The following is a 17,823-nucleotide window of genomic DNA, read 5'->3' on the forward strand; positions in this document are numbered from 1 at the left end:
TGTCCGCGTCAGCCGGTGGATTAGGCGGGAATTTTGAGATGTCAGCATTGAAGGCTTTTTTACAAGGCGCAGCAACAGTTGCGGGCACTATCCTGCTGATCGGTTTGGTTTTGCTGACGTTGTTTGTCTGGTGGCTGTACTGGACGTCCGGGCAATCCCGAGCTGCTAAAGAGGCGCGTCTCGCCGCCTGCCATTTCTCCGAAACAGCGGTGCTGGATATTGAGGGCAACCTTATCGAAGTTCCAGCACGGTTCTCAGCAAGATTCCGAACCGTAGACGGAGTCCGCTTCCGCCATGAAACCCCTGAAGGACCAAACGCCAATGGCAGCAGGAGGCCTTCATTCTGTTTGGATGGCCCGCAGTCTGAACCAATGGCTGCGGCTTTTCTAAGCCTCGGTTTCGGGGGCGAGTTTGGCGCGTTTGCGAAGGCCCGCGGCATGCCCGGGGAATTCTTCTTGCTTAAAGTGTATGCTGGCACTGACCTCTTAGCCGCTCCGGATGAAGAGCGCAGTGCCGTCAATCCGGCGGAGCCAGTAATCTATCGCAGGCGGCCGGTAAGCAAGGGCTCGGAAGCCGAAACCGTAGGCCTGGCCATGCGCGGCAGAAGCCGGGACGGGTTCCGGACTGACATCAGCTGTACATCATCTGTACCCATTTGGCTTGAAGAGCCGGATGGCTGGCGATGGGCGTGCGATTTTCTGATTGCCGATTTCAAGACTGGGCTTCGCTACAGATATTCATTCGCCGTTCTGGAGCAGCGGTCGCTTGATACGGGCTGGGCGGTGTCAATGTCGCTGGAAGCCGCCAGGAAAACCCGCCAGTTAATAGCGGATCTCAGACCGCTCAGGTCAAACACTGTAACTCAGCAAGATTTGTGATCTGCACCCATGCCATCACCTGAGGGCAGAGAAAAACTATTGGAGACACTGCCAATGGCCGCCAGCTACGAAGACCGCATCCTGCGCGTTCTGGCCTATATCCACGACCATTTGGACGGCGACTTGTCGCTGGACACGCTGGCCGATGTGGCGGCGATGTCGCGGTTCCACTGGCACCGGGTGTTCCGCGCCCTGACCGGCGAGACCTGCGCCCAGGCCGTGCGCCGCATCCGGCTGCACCGGGCCGCGGTCTGGCTGGTGCAGGACGGGCTGACGATTGCACAGATCGCGTCCCAGGCGGGCTATCCCAGCCAGGGCAGCTTCTCGCGTGCTTTCTCTGACGCTTACGGCAGCAGCCCGGCGGCCTTCCGCCGCGCCGGGCAATTGCGGCTGCCCAACCCCGATCTGAAAACAGGAAGCTACCCCATGCATGATGTGATTACCCGCACTGAGCCCGCCCGCCGTCTGGCAGGGCTGCCGCACCAAGGCGCCTATTATGAAATCGGCAAGAGCTTTGAAGCATTCGGCGCCATCTGCGAAAGCCGCGGGCTGTGGCCGCAGGTCGGCGCGGTTCTGGGCGTCTATTTCGACAGCCCGGACGTCGTGGCCGAGGCGGACCTGCGCAGTTTCGCCGGCGCCGAGTTTTCCGGTGATGCGGTTCCGGACGGCATGGAGGAGGTCACGCTTGCAGGCGGCAAGACCGCGGTGCTGACCTTCAAGGGGCCGTACTCAGGCATCCACGCCGCCTATGACAGCCTGTTCGGCAACTGGCTGCCGCAGTCGGGCGAGGAACCGGCTGACCAGCCCTGTTTCGAAATCTACCTCAACAACCCGCGCGACACCGCGCCTGAGGAGCTGCTGACCGAGATCTGCCTGCCGCTGAAGTAAGCGCCTGCTGGGAACCGCCGCCCTGCCGCTGGCAGGGCAGCGCCCGCCCCGGTGCAGCGGGCGGGCGCTCCGCCCCTGCGGGCCGAGAGGGCGTTTCGCCTTACTGCGGCCAGATCACCGGATAAAGCGAAGCCACCAGCAGAACTGCCATGGTCCAGTTGAACAGGGTCAGGCGCCGCGGGCTGGTCAGGAACCGCGCCATTTGCTGGCCCAGCACCGTCCAGGAGCCGACCGAGGGCAGGTTGATGGCGCCGAAGATCACGCCCACCAGCAGAATTGCCGTCAGGGTCTGATCCGGCGTGTAGGCGCTGATCGCGGTCAGGGCCATCGCCCAGGCCTTGGGGTTCACCCATTGAAACGCGGCCGCCTGCAGAAAGGTCATCGGAGTGCCAGCCCCGCCCTTGGCTTCCACCGGTGCGGCATTGGCAATCTTCCAGGCCAGCCACAGCAGGTACACCACCGAAACCGCCTTCAGCACCGTGTAGCTGACCGGAAAGGCATCAAACACCTGCACCAGCCCGGCCCCGACCAAGAGCACCATGAACACAAACCCCAGCGCCACCCCCAGCATATGCGGGATGGTGCGGCGGAAGCCGAAGTTCGCGCCGGACGCCATCAGCATCAGGTTGTTCGGCCCCGGAGTGATCGAGGAGACAAAGGCAAACAGTGCCAGCGCGGTGAGAAGTTCATAAGTCATGCGCAAAAGCATTGCGCGAAACCGGCCAAATGTAATTGCGTTCTGCAGCGCTTGCAGCTTATTTTCGCAACTAATGGCGAAAACAGACCGGATAAACCAGCAGATATTGCAAGAACTCTCCCGCGACGGCCGCATCAGCAACCTGGAGCTGGCCGAGCGGGTCGGGCTGTCCCCTTCCGCCTGCCTGCGCCGGGTGCAGGAGCTGGAGCGCGCGGGCATCATCACCGGCTACCGCGCCGTTTTGGACCGCGAACAGATGGGGCACGGCTTTGTCACCTACATCGGCGTCGGCCTGGGCGAGCACACCAAGGAAGCGCAGCTGGCCTTCGAGCGCGCCATGCAGGCCGCGCCGGAAGTGGTGGAATGCCACAATATCACCGGCACCATCGAATACCTGCTGCGCGTCGAATGCGCCGATCTGCCCAGCTACAAGCGGTTCCACACCGATATTCTGGGCACATCCCCCTATGTCACCGGAATCACAACCTATGTGGTGATGGGGTCGCCCAAGGACATGCGGGCGTGATCCCCGGCCTGCCGGGGAATTGAGTATTTTTACAAAGAAGAAGAGCAAAAACTGTCCGCTTCTTCTTTGTTCAAATACTCACTGCGCTGCCTTTTCTGCAGGCGCGCGGCCGCAAGTGTTGCGCATCCGGCGCACGCACCGCTTTCCTGATCTTAAGCGGCCCGGTTCATTGTGTCCCGTGATCGCGGTCAACGCCGGGCCTGACACCCCTGGCACTCCAGGAACAGGTTCCCGACACCAGGGGGACGTGCAGAGACAACGTTTAGCACGCGGGCGGATACGCCCGTCCATTTCCGCCCTTTGGCGGCGCCGCCACTTCCTGATTGCCTGGCAGCTTTGACGCCCAGGGTCATGCAACAAAGACAGCAAGAACCGGCAGGGCAGGGGCCTTGGCCGGGCAGCTAGCCTTGTGCGAGCAGGTAGGCTGCCGCCAGGTCCGGCGAAGCCAGAACCGGCACATTTGTGCCTGCGCGGACATATTCCGCTGCACCCGCCATCGAGGCCTGCGCCAGCACCACGCAGTCGAAGGTGCCCCCTTCCAGCGCTTGCAGCACATCCGCGGCAATGGCTTGGGCAAATCCGCCGCTGTCTCCGGCTTCAAACAGCGGCCAGTGCCGTCCCAATTGCAGGCAGGCGAGCTGCGGATCCTGATCTCCGAAAGCCCGGTGCAGCAGTGCGGCCGAAGGCTCCGCGGTGCTGTCCAGGCAGTAGGCCATCAGCACCGGTCCGCCCAAACGCGCGGCCTCTTGCATCATTGGCCAGTCGATGCGGATGGCGCCGGCGTCTTCTGCCGCCTCGCCGATTGTGGTGCAGGAGCACAGCACCGTGCCGTCCGCTGACTGCACCGCTTCGGTGATTTCGCGGCGCAGGGAGATGTCAATCCCGCCCTGGGCACGCTCCAGCCAGTCGGGGCGGACCTGATGGTCGAAGTCTGCTTCAGGCGCCAGCGCATCAAAGGTGGCGGCATGCACTGCAGCCGTGTGCAGCAATGTGGCTTTGCTCATGAAACTGCCTCCTCAAACTAAAAAGGGCGTCCCAGCGGGACGCCCTTCAGAAACCTTGTATCACAGGCCGGCGTCAGCTGCCCGCGATCAGTTCGGCCTGCGCCACAATCACCTCAGCCTGCTTGATCGAGGCGATGTCGACAAGACGGCCTTTGTACACGGTGGCACCGGCGCCAGACGCTTTGGCTTCTTCCATTGCGGCGAGAATTTCGCGCGCTTCCTGGACCTTTTCGTCAGACGGGGTGAAGACCTGGTTGGCCAGCGCGATCTGGCTGGGGTGGATCGCCCATTTGCCGACCATGCCCAGCGTTGCCGAGCGTTTCGCCTGGGCGATATAGCCGTCTTCGTCCGAGAAGTCGCCGAACGGCCCGTCGACCGGCAGAATGCCATGGGTGCGGCAGGCGGCGACGATGGACGCTTGGGCCCAATGCCAGGGGTCCGACCAGTGCTTCTGGCCGTCGCGGATCATGTAGTAATCTTCCTGAGTGCCGCCGATGCCGGTGGTCTGCATGCCCATCGAAGCGGCAAAGTCCGCCGCGCCCAGCGACATCGCCTGCAGGCGGGGGGAGGATTTTGCGATGTCCTCGGCATGGGCAATGCCCGCCGCCGATTCGATGATTACTTCGAAGGAAATCGGCTTGGTCCGGCCCTTGGCGCGCTCGATGGCGGTGACCAGCGCGTCCACTGCATAGACGTCTTCGGCGCAACCGACTTTGGGGATCATGATCTGGTCGAGCCGGTCACCGGCCTGCTCCAGCAGATCCACCACATCGCGGTACCAGTAAGGCGTATCCAACCCGTTGATCCGCACCGACAGGTACTTGCTGCCCCAGTCGACGCCGTTGATCGCCTCGATCACATTGGCGCGGGCCTGGTCCTTGTCGGTGGGGGCCACCGAATCCTCAAGGTCGAGGTTGATGACGTCCGCCGCCGAGGCCGCCATCTTTTCGAACAGCTTGACCTTGGAGCCAGGGCCGAACAGCTGGCAGCGGTTGGGGCGCGCAGGGGCTGCGGGCTGGATGCGGAATGACATGCGGAAACCTCCCGGGGTAAGGAAATTGCAGAATTTTCGCCCTTCGAGTTATTAAATTGCGTGGAAGCTTGCAAGTGAATTTTGCGGCTGCAGCAATTCTTGCTGCGCTGCAGTAGCGGAAAGACTGTTGTCGGCGTGGCGGGTTCAACCTAGGCTGGCGAAGAGGGAGGACGTTCAATGAAGAGTTTTATTGTTTTTGCCGCTGCGCTGTTCGCTGCCGGCAGTGCAAGTGCTGCATGCCCTGGGAAAGCGCCCAAGCAGAACTGGAACCTGCAAGCGGGTGACCAAAGAGTGAGCGGCCAGTACCTGACCAAGCTGCTGTCCGGAAAGAAGGTCAAGTTTGGAAGTGCAGGCACAGAGCAATACCGTAAGGACGGCGGATACCGGTATAGCACAGGCGGGCAGAATTATAATGCCGGATCGTACAAGTTTTATGCGGACGGAGTTCGCTGCATCGGGTACTCCAACCTCCGGTATGATCTCTACGTAGTCAACAATGGCAAGCTGGTTGTGATCAACCGCGAAGGCGGCCGTTTTGAGGGCAAAGTTAGGTAGTCCGGCGCCGTAATTTGCGCTGCATGTGTCGCGTTTGCCTTAACATGTCGCGTCCTGACGCGATTGCAAAAAAAGGTTCGGTCAGTGAAAGCGCATGAAACGCGCGTTGATCGACAATTGGGCCCTGTTCCTGGGCATGCTGATGCTGATGGTGGCCAACGGCCTTCTGGCGACACTGCTGACCATCCGCGGCAACAGCCTTGGGTTTTCCGATTTCACTATTTCGGTGATGCAGGCCTGCTATCCGCTGGGGGCGCTGGCGGGGACAGTGCTTGCGCCAAGAATGGTGGAAAAGGTCGGGCACATCCGGGTGTTTTCGGCGCTGGCCTCGCTGGTGTCGATTGCCGCCATCGTGCACCTGCTGACTTCGGACCCCTACAGCTGGTCGGCGATGCGGTTTCTGGGCGGTATCTGTTTCCCGGGGCTTTATGTGGTCACCGAGAGCTGGCTCAACGCCAAGGCAGAGAACCGGATCCGGGCGCAGGTCCTGTCGGTCTACTTTGTGATCCAGCTGGCGGGGCCGGCGCTGGGCACCGCGCTGGTGGGCTTTCCGGACCCCAGCGGCAACCTGCTGTTCGGGCTGGTGTCGATCCTGATCTCGCTGTCGATCGTGCCGCTGCTGCTGTCGGATAACCGGGCGCCGGATTACACCGCGCCGGAGCGGATGCCGGTGCGCAGGCTCTACCGCGTCTCGCCGATGGCGGTGATGGGGATCCTCCTGATGAGTGTTGCGGTCTCGGCCACCTTCATCTCGCTGCCGCTGTATCTGCTGCCGATGGGCTTCAGCACCGCGGAGGCATCAGGGGCGCTAGTGATTGCGCTGATCGCAGGCGCGCTGGTGCAGTACCCGGTGGGCTGGATCTCGGATCATACCGACCGCCGCTATGTGGTGTTCGGCCTGGGCATGCTGACCGCTGCAGCCAGCGCTTGGGTAGCGCTGGAGAGCTCGCCTTCGCGGGCGGTGATCGGCTTTGCGGTGATCGCCATGGGCACTTTTCCCGCCTATTCGATCCTGACGGCCCATGCCAATGACCAGCTCAAGCCTTCGCAGGTCGTGCCGGCCAGCGGCGCCATGGTGTTCCTGCTGAATGTGGGCCTCCTTGCGGGCACGCTATTGGGCCCGAACGCCATCAGCATGGCGGACGGCCGCGGGCTGCCGCTCTTGCTGGCGATTGTCGGCAGCGGCGTGGCGGTTATCGCCATGGCGCGCCGGGTGCAGGAGGCGGCGCCGGAGGAAACGGGCGAGGTGCAGGCGATGGGCGTGATCGGCGTTGCCCAGCCCGGGGTGCTGCAGGCGGAATCATGGCTGCCGGAGGAGGAAACACCTGCAAGCAGCAAGCCTGGCGAAGATTCTTCGGCTGTTTGACCGGTTTTGCGAAGAAAATCGCGCGAGAGTAACTTTCTTGCGCGATTTCGAGAGGACTTTGCGCGAAATTGGCCTGAAATTAGCGCGACCTGTTAAACTCGAAGGATGAGCGCGATGATCGAGACCCCTTATCTGCTGTTCCTGGGCGACGCGCCTGACATGCTGGCCGCCAAGGTTGCCATCGGCATCCGCGACTGGCGTCCTGACCACGCTGTCGGCCAGATCCGCCTGCCGGGCTGCGGCGCAGACCTGGGCCTGAAAGACCTGACCCTGGCCGAAGCCAAGGAAGCCGGCGCCAAGACCCTGGTGATCGGCGTTGCCAACCGCGGCGGCGTGATCTCCGAGGCCTGGAAGGAAGTCCTGATCGAAGCGCTGGAAATGGGCTATGACCTGGCCTCCGGCCTGCACAACCTGCTGCGCGACGAGGGCGACCTGGTGGCCGCGGCCCAGACCCACGGCGGCACTCTGCACGACGTGCGCGTCCCCACCGTCGGCTACCCGATTGCCAACGGCAAGCCCCGCACCGGCAAGCGCTGCCTGGCGGTCGGCACCGACTGCTCGGTCGGCAAGATGTACACCGCCATGGCGATGGACAACGAGATGCGCGAGCGCGGCATGAAGTCGACCTTCCGCGCCACCGGCCAGACCGGCATCCTGATCACCGGCCACGGCGTTCCGCTGGACGCGGTCATTGCGGACTTCATGGCAGGCTCCATCGAGTACCTGACCCCGGACAACGACGAAGACCACTGGGACCTGATCGAAGGCCAGGGCTCGCTGTTCCACGTCTCCTACTCGGGCGTCACCATGGCGCTTGTGCACGGCGGCCAGCCGGACGCGCTGATCCTGTGCCACGAGCCGACCCGCACCCATATGCGCGGCCTGCCGGAATACGACGTGCCGACCCTGGAAGAGCTGCGCGACGTCGCTCTGCCGCTGGCGCAGCGCGCCAACCCGGCCTGTAAGATCGTCGGCATCTCGGTGAACACCCAGCACCTCAGCGAAGACGAAGCCGTGAAATACCTGGCCGAAGTCGAAGAGCGCATGGGCCTGCCCGCCGTTGACCCGTACCGCCACGGCGCAGGCCGCCTGGTAGACGCGCTGGCCGCAGTCTGATTTGTAAGGGGGCGTCTGGCAACAGACGCCCTTTTTCCGTCGAAAGGAATGGATATGAATGTCACCGTGACGCCGGACGTCTTCAAACTGGCGCAGGTCTTCACCATCTCGCGCGGCTCGCGCACCGAAGCCAAGGTCCTGACCGTCCGGGTCGAGAAGGACGGCGTGACCGGCTGGGGCGAATGCGTGCCTTATGCCCGTTATAATGAAACCCTGGAAAGCGTGACCGCCGAGATCGAGGGCCTGCCCGCCGATTTCACCCGCGAAGAGCTGCAGTCGCTGCTGCCCGCCGGCGCCGCCCGCAATGCGGTCGACTGTGCGCTGTGGGATCTGGAGGCGAAACAGGCCGGCAAACGCGTCTGGGAACTGGCAGGCCTGCCGGAGCCCAAGGCGGAGATCACCGCCTATACGCTGTCGCTGGATACGCCTGAGAACATGCAGAAACAGGCGGCGGAAAACGCCTTCCGCCCGCTCTTGAAGATCAAGCTCGGCACCCCCGACGACATGCCCCGCCTGGAAGCGGTGCGCGCCGGTGCGCCGGATGCCAAGATCATCATCGACGCCAACGAGGGCTGGTCGGCAGAGGTCTATGCCGACCTGGCGCCGCATCTGGTGCGCCTTGGCGTGGAACTGGTGGAGCAACCGCTGCCCGCAGGCGAGGACGAGGCCCTCATCGGCATGGAGCGCCCGGTGCCGGTCTGCGCCGACGAAAGCTGCCACGACCGCGAAAGCCTGCCCAAGCTCAAGGGCAAATACGATGTGGTCAACATCAAGCTGGACAAGACAGGCGGCCTGACCGAAGCGCTGAAACTGCGCGCGCAGGCCCTGGCCGAGGGCTATCAGGTGATGGTCGGTTGCATGGTCGGCTCATCGCTGGCAATGGCGCCGGCGACGCTTGTGGCGCAGGGTGCGGCGGTAACGGATCTTGACGGGCCGCTCCTGCTGGCCGAAGACCGCGAGGAACCTTTGACATTTGATGCCGACGGCGTGCACCCGCCTGTGGCTGCACTCTGGGGCTGAGGAGAATACCATGACCCGTACCGTTTATGTGAATGGCGAATACCTGCCCGAGGGCGACGCCAAGGTTTCGATCTTTGACCGCGGCTTCCTGTTTGCCGATGCGGTCTACGAGGTGACCTCGGTTCTGGACGGCAAGCTGATCGACTTCGAAGGCCACGCGGTGCGCCTGGAGCGCTCGCTGAACGAGCTCGACATGCCGTCGCCCTGCACCAAGGACGAACTGCTGGAAATCCACCGCAAGCTGGTGGAGCTGAACGGCATCGAAGAAGGCTTGGTCTACCTGCAGGTGTCGCGCGGCTCCGACGGCGACCGCGACTTTGTGTTCCCGTCCGCGGACACTCCGCCGAGCCTCGTTCTGTTCACCCAGAACAAGCCCGGCCTGGCCGACAGCCCGGCTGCCAAGAAAGGCGCCAAGATCATCTCGATCGAGGACATCCGCTGGGGCCGCCGCGACATCAAGACCGTGCAGCTGCTCTACCCCTCCATGGGTAAGATGATGGCCAAGAAAGCGGGCTGCGATGACGCCTGGCTGATCGAAGACGGCCATGTGACCGAAGGCACTTCCAACAACGCTTATTACGTCAAGAACGGCAAGATCGTGACCCGTCCGCTGTCCAACGACATCCTGCACGGCATCACCCGCGCCGCGGTGCTGCGCCTGGCGGAAGAAGCGCAGATGGAAATCGAAGAGCGCCTGTTCACCATCGACGAAGCGAAAGAGGCGGATGAAGCCTTTACCACATCGGCCTCGGCCTTTGTGATGCCGGTGGTGGAAATCGACGGCGTCACCCTGGGCGACGGCACCCCGGGCCCGATCGCCAAGCGCCTGCGCGAGATCTACCTGGAAGAAAGCCGCAAGAAGGCGATCTGAAGCAGGCTGCAAAATTTGCAAGTTTTTGAACGGGCTGGATTTTCCAGCCCGTTTTTCGTGGCGCGGGTTGCGGGGGAGCAACAATTCCGTTTGCGGCCGGCGTGTGTTTGGCATCCGCCTTGCAATTCAGAGCGGATTTCGGGGATGTGGCCTGCAGAAAGACACCTTCATTTCAGGACCGGATTTTGAAACTGCATTTTCTGACCGCAATTTTCTGCGGAGCCCTCGCCGCTGTCTCGGCAGCTTCTGCTCATGCGCAATCGATGAAAGACCGGGTTGCGGTGGAAGTGGCAGCCGGATTCAATCGTCACATTGATAGCTGGAGCAGATCCTCCCGGAATGAGGTCAGCATCGCCGGCCGGGCTGGGTTCCAATTGGGTGAGCGCGTCAGGCTCATCGGCAGTCTGGCGCGCGGGAACCAAATAGCCTCAAATGGCAGCCTGGATCATGAGACCTACACGGCCTCGTATGGTGTTGACGTCTACTGGGACATCACCAAGGCACATACTATTGGAGTGCAATACGACAGCTACAGGCACTACCTCTCGTATTGGCATTTAACCGGCGGTGGGATTGCGATGAAAAAAGATGTGCTCGAATCCGAAACTCTTTCTGTCAGCTACGACTACTACGGTGAAAACGGCTCATTCGGTGTAGCCCTCCAAGAGCTAACCAGTGCCGGAGATAACAGGTGGCTGACTGTCGAGGGTGAGCATCTGCTTGGTGAGTTCGGCCGTGAAAGCAGGCTGTATGGCAGAGCATTTGGTTCTAAGCCAATGTTGAACAACAGAGATGACGGCACCGTTGGTATCGGACTGCGGGCGAAACTGCCGAAGCAGGTGCATATGTATGTGACCGCGATGCGGCATAGCGATGGAAATAGCGCTGTGAGCTTTAACCTTGCCAAGTCTTTTGGAGCCAAAGCTGAGAGAATCTTCCGGCGGGACTGACGCTCTGCAGCTCGTGCATTGCATCCTCTGTTTGACTTGCCCGCTCTGCCCGGCTTTTCACCTTTGCCCAAGTACTCCGGGGTGAATTGGCCGCCAGGCCAAGAGGGGCAGCGCCCCTCTTCCAATCAAAACTGCGGGGCAGCGCCCCTTCCGCTGCCGCATGAAAACGACGCGGGCGATGGCGGAAACGGGCCGGTAAGTCTTGCCCATAGCTCCTAGCCTCCCGGTAACAGGGAGGTTTATCCATGCGCCCATTCGAAGGTATCCGGGTTCTCGACCTGACCCATGTGTTTGCCGGGCCTTTCGCGGCTTACCAGCTGGCGGTGCTGGGGGCCGAGGTAATCAAGATTGAGCCTGTGGACCGGCCCGACATGACCCGCAGCGAGGGCGCCGACCCGGAGCTGAATGCGCAGGGCATGGGGCTGGCTTTTCAGGCGCAGGGGGCTGGCAAGAAATGCCTGGCGCTGGATCTGGCGAGGCCCGAGGGGCAGGAGATCTTTGCCCGCCTGGTGCAGACCGCGGATGTGGTGGTGCAGAACTATACGCTGCCCGCAGTGCGGCGGCTGGGCCTCAGCTATGAGCGGCTGGCGGAGCTGAAACCGGATCTGATCTACTGTGCGATCAGCGGTTTCGGGCAGGAGGGCCCCAAGGCGGAGCATCCCGCCTATGACACCGTGATCCAGGCCTTCAGCGGCATCATGGCGGCCAATGGTGATGCCGGGCAGGACCCGGTGCGGGTGGGGCCTGCGATGGTGGATTACGGCACCGGTGCGCAAGCGGCCTTTGCCATCGCCGCGGCGCTTTACGGGCGGGCGGTGACGGGGCAGGGGCGGCGGATTGATGTGGCGATGGCGGATGCGGCGCTGATGCTGCAGAACTCGGGCACCATGCAAACCCTCTCAACCGGCAGATGCCCGCGCCCGCATGGCAATCAGGACCCGTCGCTTGCGGGCTATTCGGCCTATGAGACGGCAGAAGGCACGCTGATGATCGGCGCCTATACCAACCGGCAGATGGCATCATTGATGCGCAGCGCAGGGCGCCCGGCAGAGGCAGAAGCAATTGAAAGGACGCCGCGGCCGGAGATTGCCGCGCGCCGGACATGGGACGCGGATATCCTGGCCGAGGTGATGAAGACCCGCACCGCGGCTGAATGGGAGGATCTGCTGAACGCCCACCATGTGCCCGCCGCCCGGGTGCGCACTCTGGAGGAGAGCCTGGACGAGCCGCACTACAAGGCCCGCGGTGCGGTGCAGGAGGTGGAGGGGCAGCGGCTGGCGGTTGCCGGTTTCGCTTACGATCACGGCAGCCCAGGGCTGGACCGCGCGCCCCGGGAGCATGGCGCCGACAGTGCTGCTGTCTTGGCGGATATCGGGGTCTCCGCCGCCGAGTTCGAAACGCTGAAAACCCGCGGGATCGCGGGCTAGAGGTTCCGCAGGCCAGGCAGGGCACTCCCTCCCGCCGGAAAATGCATCCCCAGCAATTGGGTCCGGTAACCTATGGGAAGACGATGTTCAGGCTGTCCAGATCGCTATCCTCCATATTCCGTAGGATGGCGATTGTTTCCGTCCCCGCGGTGATCCTGATTTCCCCAGCCGATCCGTCGAATTCAGCGGTCACTGCGGTCTCCTCTTCAGTTCCACCATAGACATACAAGGACAGGACATCCTCCGAGGTGTCGAAATCCTCGATCTGCACCGGGTCTCCTGCTTCGGCGGCGGCATTGTACCACCGCACGAATGTATCCGCGCCGTCGCCGCCGGTCAGCAAGTCGCCATTGTCTCCAGTCAGGGTGTCATTGCCGAGGCCGCCATTCAGAGTGTCCTGTCCGCCGGTCTCATCAGGGTGGTCAATGCTGCCGAGTAAGTCGTCGCCAGTGTCGCCGTAAATCATATCCGCGCCATTGCCGTCGGTTAAAATGTCGTTGCCGGCGCCGCCGCGCAGCAAGTCGTTGCCAGCTCCCTGAGCCTCGGAATCCTCTCTTTCCGAAACGTCGTCACCATCGCCGAGAAACAGCGAGTCATCACCGGCCCCGCCCAGGGCGCCATCATTCCCGTTGCCGCCATAGATCGTGTCATCGCCGTTGTCCCCGGACAGAAAATCCACGCCGTCGCCGCCTGACAGAATATCGTTGCCACCGCCGCCGCTGAGCCGATCGCTGCCGCCGCCGCCCAAGATGCGTTCAGCATCTGCAGCGCCTTCGAAAGTGTCGTCCCCGTCAGTTAGAGTGACCGTTTCGTCCACCTCGGGGCCGCTGTCCGTGCCTCCGTCATCGTCCTGATTGTCAACGACCAGAAACGCTGTCCCGAGCAGTGCGGTCAGCACAAGCAAACCCATCATTTGGAAATCCCCCTAAATACAATCATCGCGAGACTAGCGGCCGTGCGGCTGGAGTAAAGAGAGCAGGCCGCTTCACGGTCCGGCAGCGCTGTTTTTCCGGAGCAATGTGCAAGCGTGCAGGGCAATCATGGGATTTTCCTCAAATTGTTCACGTTGCGAGATTTCGGCCAGCCGCTGAATGGCACGGCGAATCCTGATTGCTGACACTCCGCTGGCAGCAGCGCGGTGCTAAGCGGGTCCTGAATGGCCAAGGGGAGCAAGGCATGGCGGCACCTGATCAAAATCGGCATTTGATGGGCATTGCCCTGGTCGCGGTTTCGGCTGCTGTCTTCAGCAGCGCCGGGATCTTCACCCGCTCGGTCACTGCCGCGGCCTGGGTTGTCATCTTCTGGCGCGGGCTGGCGGCGGCGGGGTTCACCCTGGGGTGGCTGGCGCTGCGCGGACAGCTTGCGGAGGAGCTGCGCAGTTTTGACCGCCGCTCGCTGCTGATTGCGGTTATGGGGGCGGCGGGCAGTGCGGCTTTCATCCCCGCCTTCAAGCTCAGCAGCGTGGCCAATGTGGCGCTGATTTATGCGGCGGCGCCTTTTGCGGCAGCGGGGCTTGCCTGGCTGGTGCTGCGGGAGATGCCGCGGCGGCGGGTTCTGCTGGCCAGCGCGGCCTCGCTTGGCGGTGTGGCCCTGATCCTGCAGGGCGGGCTGGCAGGCGGCAGCCTTAGGGGCGATCTGCTGGCGCTGTTCATGACGCTGATGATGGCGGGTATCATGACGGCCTACCGCAAATGGCCGGATGTGAAGGCCGCCATGCCCAATGCTGTGTCGTCGCTCATGCTGCTGCCGGCGGCGGCGGCCTGCACGCCTGTCATGGCTGTGCCAGAGGGCGAGATGCCGGTGCTGGTCCTGTTCGGGCTGGTCTTTGCGGTGGCTTCGGTCACCCTGTGCGAGGGCGCGCGGCGGCTGCCTGCCGCCGAGACGGCGCTGCTGTCGGCGCTGGAGACGCCGCTGGCGCCGCTCCTGGCGTTTCTGATCCTGGCCGAGCGGCCCAGCCTGCAGACGGCGGCAGGCGGGGCGGTGATTTTTGCCGCTGTCCTGTGGTCGCAGCGGCCCGCGCGGAAGGCGGCGGCGCCTACTGCTTGTCCGTGACGTTCTCTTTGAACGCAACCTCGAAGGCGGCCTGTTTCTCGGCGCTGGCGTCGGTCTGGTAGTTGGCTTTCCACTCGGCCATGGTCATGCCGTAATAGACCTCGCGCGCCGCGTTTTTGTCCATCTCGATGCCGCGTTCATTGGCGGCTTCCTGGTACCAGCGCGCCAGGCAGTTGCGGCAGAAGCCGGCCATGTTCATCAGGTCGATGTTCTGCACATCTGTGCGGTCTTCCATCAGGTGCTTCTGCAGGCGGCGGAAGGCGGCGGCCTGGATTTCGATCTCGGTTTGCTTGTCCATCGCTGGTTTCCCGGTGTGAGTTGGCGCGTTGGCACAGGCCTAGCAGCCAGGGCAGGGGCGGGCAATGGGTGCGGATGGCGGGTCAGACCAGCTTCAATGCCAGCCACGGCCCCAGTGCGGTGGCAAAGATCACGATCTTGTAGGTCCCGAGCCAGCGGTAGACGGTCAGGCTGACATCAGCCGGTGCCAGCCCGAACATGCGGCCGTGCAGGCGCGCCACCCAGTCCTGCAGCGCCATCAGCAGGATGGCGGAGAGGGTGAACAGGCCGATGTGAAGAACGGTCAGCCAGCCAAAGAAGGCAGACAGTGTGTCGGGGGTCATGCGGTCTCCTTTTCCGGTTCCGGTCCGCGTTCCCTGCAACATATATGGGAAGCGGGCCGGGCGGTTGCAATCCGCGCGCCCCGCGCCTGCGGTCCGCGGCAGCCATCACAACCGCGCAAGCAGCGGGAGACGCGCTTTACCCCCTGCCGGGGTGCGGATAGGGTGCGCGCCGGTGCGGAGGCGCGGCGCTCCGGCAAAAGACTAAGGAGACGAGAGACGATGCAAGCCCCCAAGCCTGAGGAGTTCGTGCAGGACAAGCCCTGGACCGACAGCGGCGAGGCCGCGGCCCGGGTGCCGGAAGATCTGATCGAGGGGGTGCTGGTGGAGCCGCTGGTGCTGCGCCGCGACGACCGCGGCGCTCTGGTCGAACTGCTGACCACCCGCGACGCGCCGGAGGTGACGGCGCCGCATGTGTACCAGGTCTTTGCCGAGCCGGGTTCGGTGCGGGCCTGGGTATATCACAAGTGGCAGTCAGACCGGCTGTGCTACACCAACGGCCAGCTGCGGCTGGTGCTTTATGACATCCGCGAGGATAGCCCGACGTTCGGCAGGCTGAACGTGGTGGACGCGGGCGCACAGAACCCCTGCCGGGTGACCATCCCGCCCTATGTGGTGCACGGCCTGGCCAACGTGGGCGATACGCTGGCCTCCTTTGTGAACATCCCGACCAATTTTTATGACCCGGCCAACCCGGACAAGTCGCGGCTGCCGTATCCGGATGCCCGCATCCCCTATTCCTTCGGCTGATCATGCAGCCGGACTTCACGGTCATCATGGCCACCTGGAACCGGGGGCGGCATGTCCTGCCCTCGGTGCGCGCGGTGCTGGCGCAGAGCCACCGGAATTTCGAGCTGCTGGTGATCGGCGATGACGTAACCGACAGCACCGCGGAACATCTGGCCGGGATAGATGATCCGCGGCTGCGCTGGATCAACAACGCGCCGCGCTGGCGCACCCAGTCGGGCCCCAACAACCGCGGCATTGCCGAGGCGCGGGCCCCCTGGGTGGCCTATTGCGGCCATGACGACATCTGGGCGCCGGACCACCTGGCGGCGCTGTGGCAGACGGTGCAGGACAATCCCGGCGTTGATGTGGCCGTGTCAGGTCTGGTGGTGCACCGGCTGAACGCGGCGCGCCCCTATGCGGTTTGCGGGTTGCTGCAGGGCGGCGCAGCCGAGGCCGAGCGCTGCTTTGTGCAGCCAAGCGCCACGGCGCACCGCACCGCGCTGGTGCGCAGGCATCCCTGGCCGCGGGCCGAGGATGTGGGGCTGCCGGTCGATCTGCACCTGCAGCGCGAGCTGGCGGCGGCGGGGGCAGGCTTTGCCGCTTCGGGCCGGGTCACCGTGCACAAGTTCACTGCCGCAGGGCGCTACCTTTCCTATTTCGATGTGTCCTGCGTCGAGCAGGAGGTGATGCTGGAGCGGCTGCAGGCGCCGGACTGGCCGCAGCAGCTTGCGGAGATCGTGGACAAGGCCAGGTCCACCGGCGATTACATGGCCGAGGACACCCGGCCGGGCGGTCAGGAGGTGAACCGCGAACGGCTGGCGCGGCTGGCGCAGGTGCGCGGCATTGCCGGCCTTCCGGGCAATCTGGCGGTCGGCCAGGGGATCTCGCTGCTGCAAAGCGGTGAGCCGCGCACGCCGGACTGGCAGCGGTTCCAGCAGGGGGAGCGTTACCGTTTCACCGGGCCGAACCCGCGGCCCAAGATGCTGCTGCCGCTGTTGGCCGAGGGCGAGGTTGAGCTGCGCCTGCAGGTCAAGGCGCCGCGGCCGCGGCTGATCAACAGGCTGCGGCTGTGGCTGAACGGCACCCGGATCCGCCACCGGCTGGCAGGGTTCGAGAGCCGCGATGGCGGGCATTTCGCCGAGCTTGTCTTGCGCGGCTGCTTGCGGGCGGACCGGGCCTCGGTGCTGACGCTCGAGCATCTGGACGAGAAGTTCGCCTCCGGCGCGGTCCGCCGCGGGATTGCGGTGGCGGCGGTGCAGGCTGTGCCCGTGGCGGGAGGCTGAGCCCGGCCAAGGGCGCCGTTTTCATATGGAAAACTCAGGCGTCTGCCGGGTTCAGAGCCCCGAGGCCGCCAGCGCCTTTGGCAATACCGCGGCCAGCCGTTCTGCCCATTCATGCTGCCCTCTATGTTCGGCAATCAGGTCATTGCGGAATTCGATCAGGGTGTTGGGGCGGCCCGGCTTGGTGGCGTGGGTCTCAATCGCATCGCCGGGCAGGTAGCCGGTGTAGGGTTCGTTGACGCCGACACACAGATCGCCTGGGCGGTTCAGTTCCTCAATCACATAAGGCGAGAAACGCTCGCCCTCTGGGAACAGGATGCCGATCTCCCAGGGCCGCGGCGGCCGCCCTCGCAGCTGGCGGGTGAAGCTGTGGACCGAGATGATCACCGTGCGGGGGCGTTCGGCCAGCCGTGCCAGCGCCCGGTGGTAGGGGCGGTAGCAGGCCTCCAGCCGCTCCTTCAGCTCCGCCTCGCCCGCGTGGCGGTTGGCGGGGATGATGGTGCCGTCGTAAAGCTTCATCAAAAGCGTCGGGTCGTCCTCGCCGCGGTTCGGGTCGATCACCAGGCGGGAGAAATTGGAGGCCACAACCGGCGCGTCCAGCATCTCGCCCAGCAGTTTCGACACCTCATAGGCGCCAACGTCATAGGCGATGTGGCGCTCCATGTCCTCGCGCGGGAGGCCGAGGTCGCCGCCGCCGGCAAATTCCGGCACGTGGTTGGTTGCGTGATCGCAGGTAATCAGCCAGCGGGCGGGACGGTCTTCACCGTGAACAAAAAAGGGTGTGTATGTCATGAGCCTGATATGTTTTGCCGCA

Annotated in this window: 20 protein-coding genes; 13 read left to right on the forward strand and 7 right to left on the reverse strand. The window is 63.7% G+C overall.

The annotated features are described in order from the left end of the window. Nucleotides 1–38: 38 nt before the first annotated feature. Nucleotides 39–878 (forward strand): hypothetical protein, encoded by an 840-nt coding sequence (locus RA20_RS25295; protein WP_152618430.1) that lies wholly within the window; start codon nt 39–41, stop codon nt 876–878. 54 nt (nt 879–932) lie between these two features. Continuing rightward, on the forward strand, nt 933–1,766 hold the full coding sequence (locus tag RA20_RS04000; protein WP_039124864.1) for an AraC family transcriptional regulator: 834 nt from the start codon (nt 933–935) through the stop codon (nt 1,764–1,766). 100 nt (nt 1,767–1,866) lie between these two features. On the opposite strand, the gene RA20_RS04005 is transcribed toward RA20_RS04000, so the two are convergent. Beyond that, complete coding sequence (locus RA20_RS04005; RefSeq protein WP_039125013.1) at nt 1,867–2,463, reverse strand: LysE family translocator; 597 nt, start codon at nt 2,461–2,463, stop codon at nt 1,867–1,869. A 73-nt stretch (nt 2,464–2,536) separates the two neighbouring features. Here RA20_RS04005 and RA20_RS04010 point away from each other — a divergent pair, with 73 nt between their 5' ends. Then, nucleotides 2,537–2,989, forward strand: a complete 453-nt coding sequence (locus RA20_RS04010) for an Lrp/AsnC family transcriptional regulator (protein WP_039124865.1) — start codon at nt 2,537–2,539, stop codon at nt 2,987–2,989. A gap of 401 nt (nt 2,990–3,390) precedes the next feature. On the opposite strand, the gene RA20_RS04015 is transcribed toward RA20_RS04010, so the two are convergent. Both RA20_RS04015 and RA20_RS04020 read right to left on the reverse strand, forming a co-directional pair. Continuing rightward, nucleotides 3,391–3,993, reverse strand: coding sequence for a hypothetical protein (locus RA20_RS04015; protein WP_039124867.1), 603 nt, complete (start codon nt 3,991–3,993; stop codon nt 3,391–3,393). 73 nt (nt 3,994–4,066) lie between these two features. After that, nucleotides 4,067–5,026 carry an L-malyl-CoA/beta-methylmalyl-CoA lyase gene (locus tag RA20_RS04020; RefSeq protein WP_039124869.1) on the reverse strand — a complete coding sequence of 320 codons (960 nt, stop codon included), beginning with the start codon at nt 5,024–5,026 and terminating at the stop codon, nt 4,067–4,069. A gap of 177 nt (nt 5,027–5,203) precedes the next feature. Here RA20_RS04020 and RA20_RS04025 point away from each other — a divergent pair, with 177 nt between their 5' ends. The 7 genes from RA20_RS04025 to RA20_RS04055 all read left to right on the forward strand — a co-directional run bounded on the left by RA20_RS04025 (nt 5,204) and on the right by RA20_RS04055 (nt 12,331). Next, on the forward strand, nt 5,204–5,581 hold the full coding sequence (locus RA20_RS04025; RefSeq protein ID WP_039124871.1) for a hypothetical protein: 378 nt from the start codon (nt 5,204–5,206) through the stop codon (nt 5,579–5,581). Between the two features lie 94 nt (nt 5,582–5,675). Continuing rightward, complete coding sequence (locus RA20_RS04030; protein ID WP_039124873.1) at nt 5,676–6,947, forward strand: MFS transporter; 1,272 nt, start codon at nt 5,676–5,678, stop codon at nt 6,945–6,947. Between the two features lie 114 nt (nt 6,948–7,061). Continuing rightward, nucleotides 7,062–8,063, forward strand: a complete 1,002-nt coding sequence (gene dgcN, locus RA20_RS04035; protein WP_039125015.1) for an N-acetyltransferase DgcN — start codon at nt 7,062–7,064, stop codon at nt 8,061–8,063. A 54-nt stretch (nt 8,064–8,117) separates the two neighbouring features. Further along, nucleotides 8,118–9,083: an N-acetyl-D-Glu racemase DgcA gene (dgcA, locus tag RA20_RS04040; RefSeq protein WP_039125017.1), complete on the forward strand. Its 966-nt coding sequence runs from the start codon at nt 8,118–8,120 to the stop codon at nt 9,081–9,083. Nucleotides 9,084–9,093: 10 nt separating this feature from the next. After that, nucleotides 9,094–9,954: a D-amino-acid transaminase gene (locus RA20_RS04045; RefSeq protein ID WP_039124875.1), complete on the forward strand. Its 861-nt coding sequence runs from the start codon at nt 9,094–9,096 to the stop codon at nt 9,952–9,954. Between the two features lie 185 nt (nt 9,955–10,139). Next, nucleotides 10,140–10,904, forward strand: coding sequence for a hypothetical protein (locus RA20_RS04050; protein ID WP_152618431.1), 765 nt, complete (start codon nt 10,140–10,142; stop codon nt 10,902–10,904). 245 nt (nt 10,905–11,149) lie between these two features. Beyond that, the gene (locus RA20_RS04055) at nt 11,150–12,331 is read left to right on the forward strand and encodes a CaiB/BaiF CoA transferase family protein (protein WP_039124878.1); all 1,182 of its coding nucleotides are present in this window, start codon (nt 11,150–11,152) and stop codon (nt 12,329–12,331) included. Nucleotides 12,332–12,401: 70 nt separating this feature from the next. On the opposite strand, the gene RA20_RS04060 is transcribed toward RA20_RS04055, so the two are convergent. Further along, entirely contained in the window at nt 12,402–13,244 is an 843-nt protein-coding gene (locus tag RA20_RS04060; RefSeq protein WP_082017907.1) for a calcium-binding protein, read from the reverse strand. A 263-nt stretch (nt 13,245–13,507) separates the two neighbouring features. Here RA20_RS04060 and RA20_RS04065 point away from each other — a divergent pair, with 263 nt between their 5' ends. Next, nucleotides 13,508–14,383: a DMT family transporter gene (locus RA20_RS04065; RefSeq protein WP_039124880.1), complete on the forward strand. Its 876-nt coding sequence runs from the start codon at nt 13,508–13,510 to the stop codon at nt 14,381–14,383. Here RA20_RS04065 and RA20_RS04070 read toward each other — a convergent pair. Beyond that, nucleotides 14,367–14,681 carry a DUF1244 domain-containing protein gene (locus tag RA20_RS04070; protein WP_039124882.1) on the reverse strand — a complete coding sequence of 105 codons (315 nt, stop codon included), beginning with the start codon at nt 14,679–14,681 and terminating at the stop codon, nt 14,367–14,369. The genes RA20_RS04065 and RA20_RS04070 overlap by 17 nt on opposite strands. A gap of 82 nt (nt 14,682–14,763) precedes the next feature. Next, entirely contained in the window at nt 14,764–15,003 is a 240-nt protein-coding gene (locus RA20_RS04075) for a DUF6868 family protein (protein WP_039124883.1), read from the reverse strand. A gap of 219 nt (nt 15,004–15,222) precedes the next feature. Here RA20_RS04075 and RA20_RS04080 point away from each other — a divergent pair, with 219 nt between their 5' ends. Together RA20_RS04080 and RA20_RS24535 are read left to right on the forward strand one after the other, a co-directional pair. Next, nucleotides 15,223–15,750, forward strand: a complete 528-nt coding sequence (locus RA20_RS04080; protein WP_039124885.1) for a dTDP-4-dehydrorhamnose 3,5-epimerase family protein — start codon at nt 15,223–15,225, stop codon at nt 15,748–15,750. A 2-nt stretch (nt 15,751–15,752) separates the two neighbouring features. Continuing rightward, nucleotides 15,753–17,012, forward strand: coding sequence for a glycosyltransferase family 2 protein (locus RA20_RS24535; protein WP_052248813.1), 1,260 nt, complete (start codon nt 15,753–15,755; stop codon nt 17,010–17,012). 51 nt (nt 17,013–17,063) lie between these two features. Here RA20_RS24535 and RA20_RS04090 read toward each other — a convergent pair whose 3' ends face one another. Beyond that, complete coding sequence (locus RA20_RS04090) at nt 17,064–17,801, reverse strand: N-formylglutamate amidohydrolase (RefSeq protein WP_039124887.1); 738 nt, start codon at nt 17,799–17,801, stop codon at nt 17,064–17,066. Nucleotides 17,802–17,823: the final 22 nt, after the last annotated feature.

Source organism: Leisingera sp. ANG-Vp (assembly GCF_000813725.1).
Taxonomy (GTDB): domain Bacteria; phylum Pseudomonadota; class Alphaproteobacteria; order Rhodobacterales; family Rhodobacteraceae; genus Leisingera.

Bases quoted from the DNA above. Each gene is read 5' to 3' on its own strand.
- RA20_RS25295 (WP_152618430.1), top strand. From the start codon at position 39: ATGTCAGCATTGAAGGCTTTTTTACAAGGCGCAGCAACAGTTGCGGGC.
- RA20_RS04000 (WP_039124864.1), top strand. From the start codon at position 933: ATGGCCGCCAGCTACGAAGACCGCATCCTGCGCGTTCTGGCCTATATC.
- RA20_RS04005 (WP_039125013.1), bottom strand. From the start codon at position 2,463: ATGACTTATGAACTTCTCACCGCGCTGGCACTGTTTGCCTTTGTCTCC.
- RA20_RS04010 (WP_039124865.1), top strand. From the start codon at position 2,537: ATGGCGAAAACAGACCGGATAAACCAGCAGATATTGCAAGAACTCTCC.
- RA20_RS04015 (WP_039124867.1), bottom strand. From the start codon at position 3,993: ATGAGCAAAGCCACATTGCTGCACACGGCTGCAGTGCATGCCGCCACC.
- RA20_RS04020 (WP_039124869.1), bottom strand. From the start codon at position 5,026: ATGTCATTCCGCATCCAGCCCGCAGCCCCTGCGCGCCCCAACCGCTGC.
- RA20_RS04025 (WP_039124871.1), top strand. From the start codon at position 5,204: ATGAAGAGTTTTATTGTTTTTGCCGCTGCGCTGTTCGCTGCCGGCAGT.
- RA20_RS04030 (WP_039124873.1), top strand. From the start codon at position 5,676: ATGAAACGCGCGTTGATCGACAATTGGGCCCTGTTCCTGGGCATGCTG.
- dgcN (WP_039125015.1), top strand. From the start codon at position 7,062: ATGATCGAGACCCCTTATCTGCTGTTCCTGGGCGACGCGCCTGACATG.
- dgcA (WP_039125017.1), top strand. From the start codon at position 8,118: ATGAATGTCACCGTGACGCCGGACGTCTTCAAACTGGCGCAGGTCTTC.
- RA20_RS04045 (WP_039124875.1), top strand. From the start codon at position 9,094: ATGACCCGTACCGTTTATGTGAATGGCGAATACCTGCCCGAGGGCGAC.
- RA20_RS04055 (WP_039124878.1), top strand. From the start codon at position 11,150: ATGCGCCCATTCGAAGGTATCCGGGTTCTCGACCTGACCCATGTGTTT.
- RA20_RS04060 (WP_082017907.1), bottom strand. From the start codon at position 13,244: ATGATGGGTTTGCTTGTGCTGACCGCACTGCTCGGGACAGCGTTTCTG.
- RA20_RS04065 (WP_039124880.1), top strand. From the start codon at position 13,508: ATGGCGGCACCTGATCAAAATCGGCATTTGATGGGCATTGCCCTGGTC.
- RA20_RS04070 (WP_039124882.1), bottom strand. From the start codon at position 14,681: ATGGACAAGCAAACCGAGATCGAAATCCAGGCCGCCGCCTTCCGCCGC.
- RA20_RS04075 (WP_039124883.1), bottom strand. From the start codon at position 15,003: ATGACCCCCGACACACTGTCTGCCTTCTTTGGCTGGCTGACCGTTCTT.
- RA20_RS04080 (WP_039124885.1), top strand. From the start codon at position 15,223: ATGCAAGCCCCCAAGCCTGAGGAGTTCGTGCAGGACAAGCCCTGGACC.
- RA20_RS24535 (WP_052248813.1), top strand. From the start codon at position 15,753: ATGCAGCCGGACTTCACGGTCATCATGGCCACCTGGAACCGGGGGCGG.
- RA20_RS04090 (WP_039124887.1), bottom strand. From the start codon at position 17,801: ATGACATACACACCCTTTTTTGTTCACGGTGAAGACCGTCCCGCCCGC.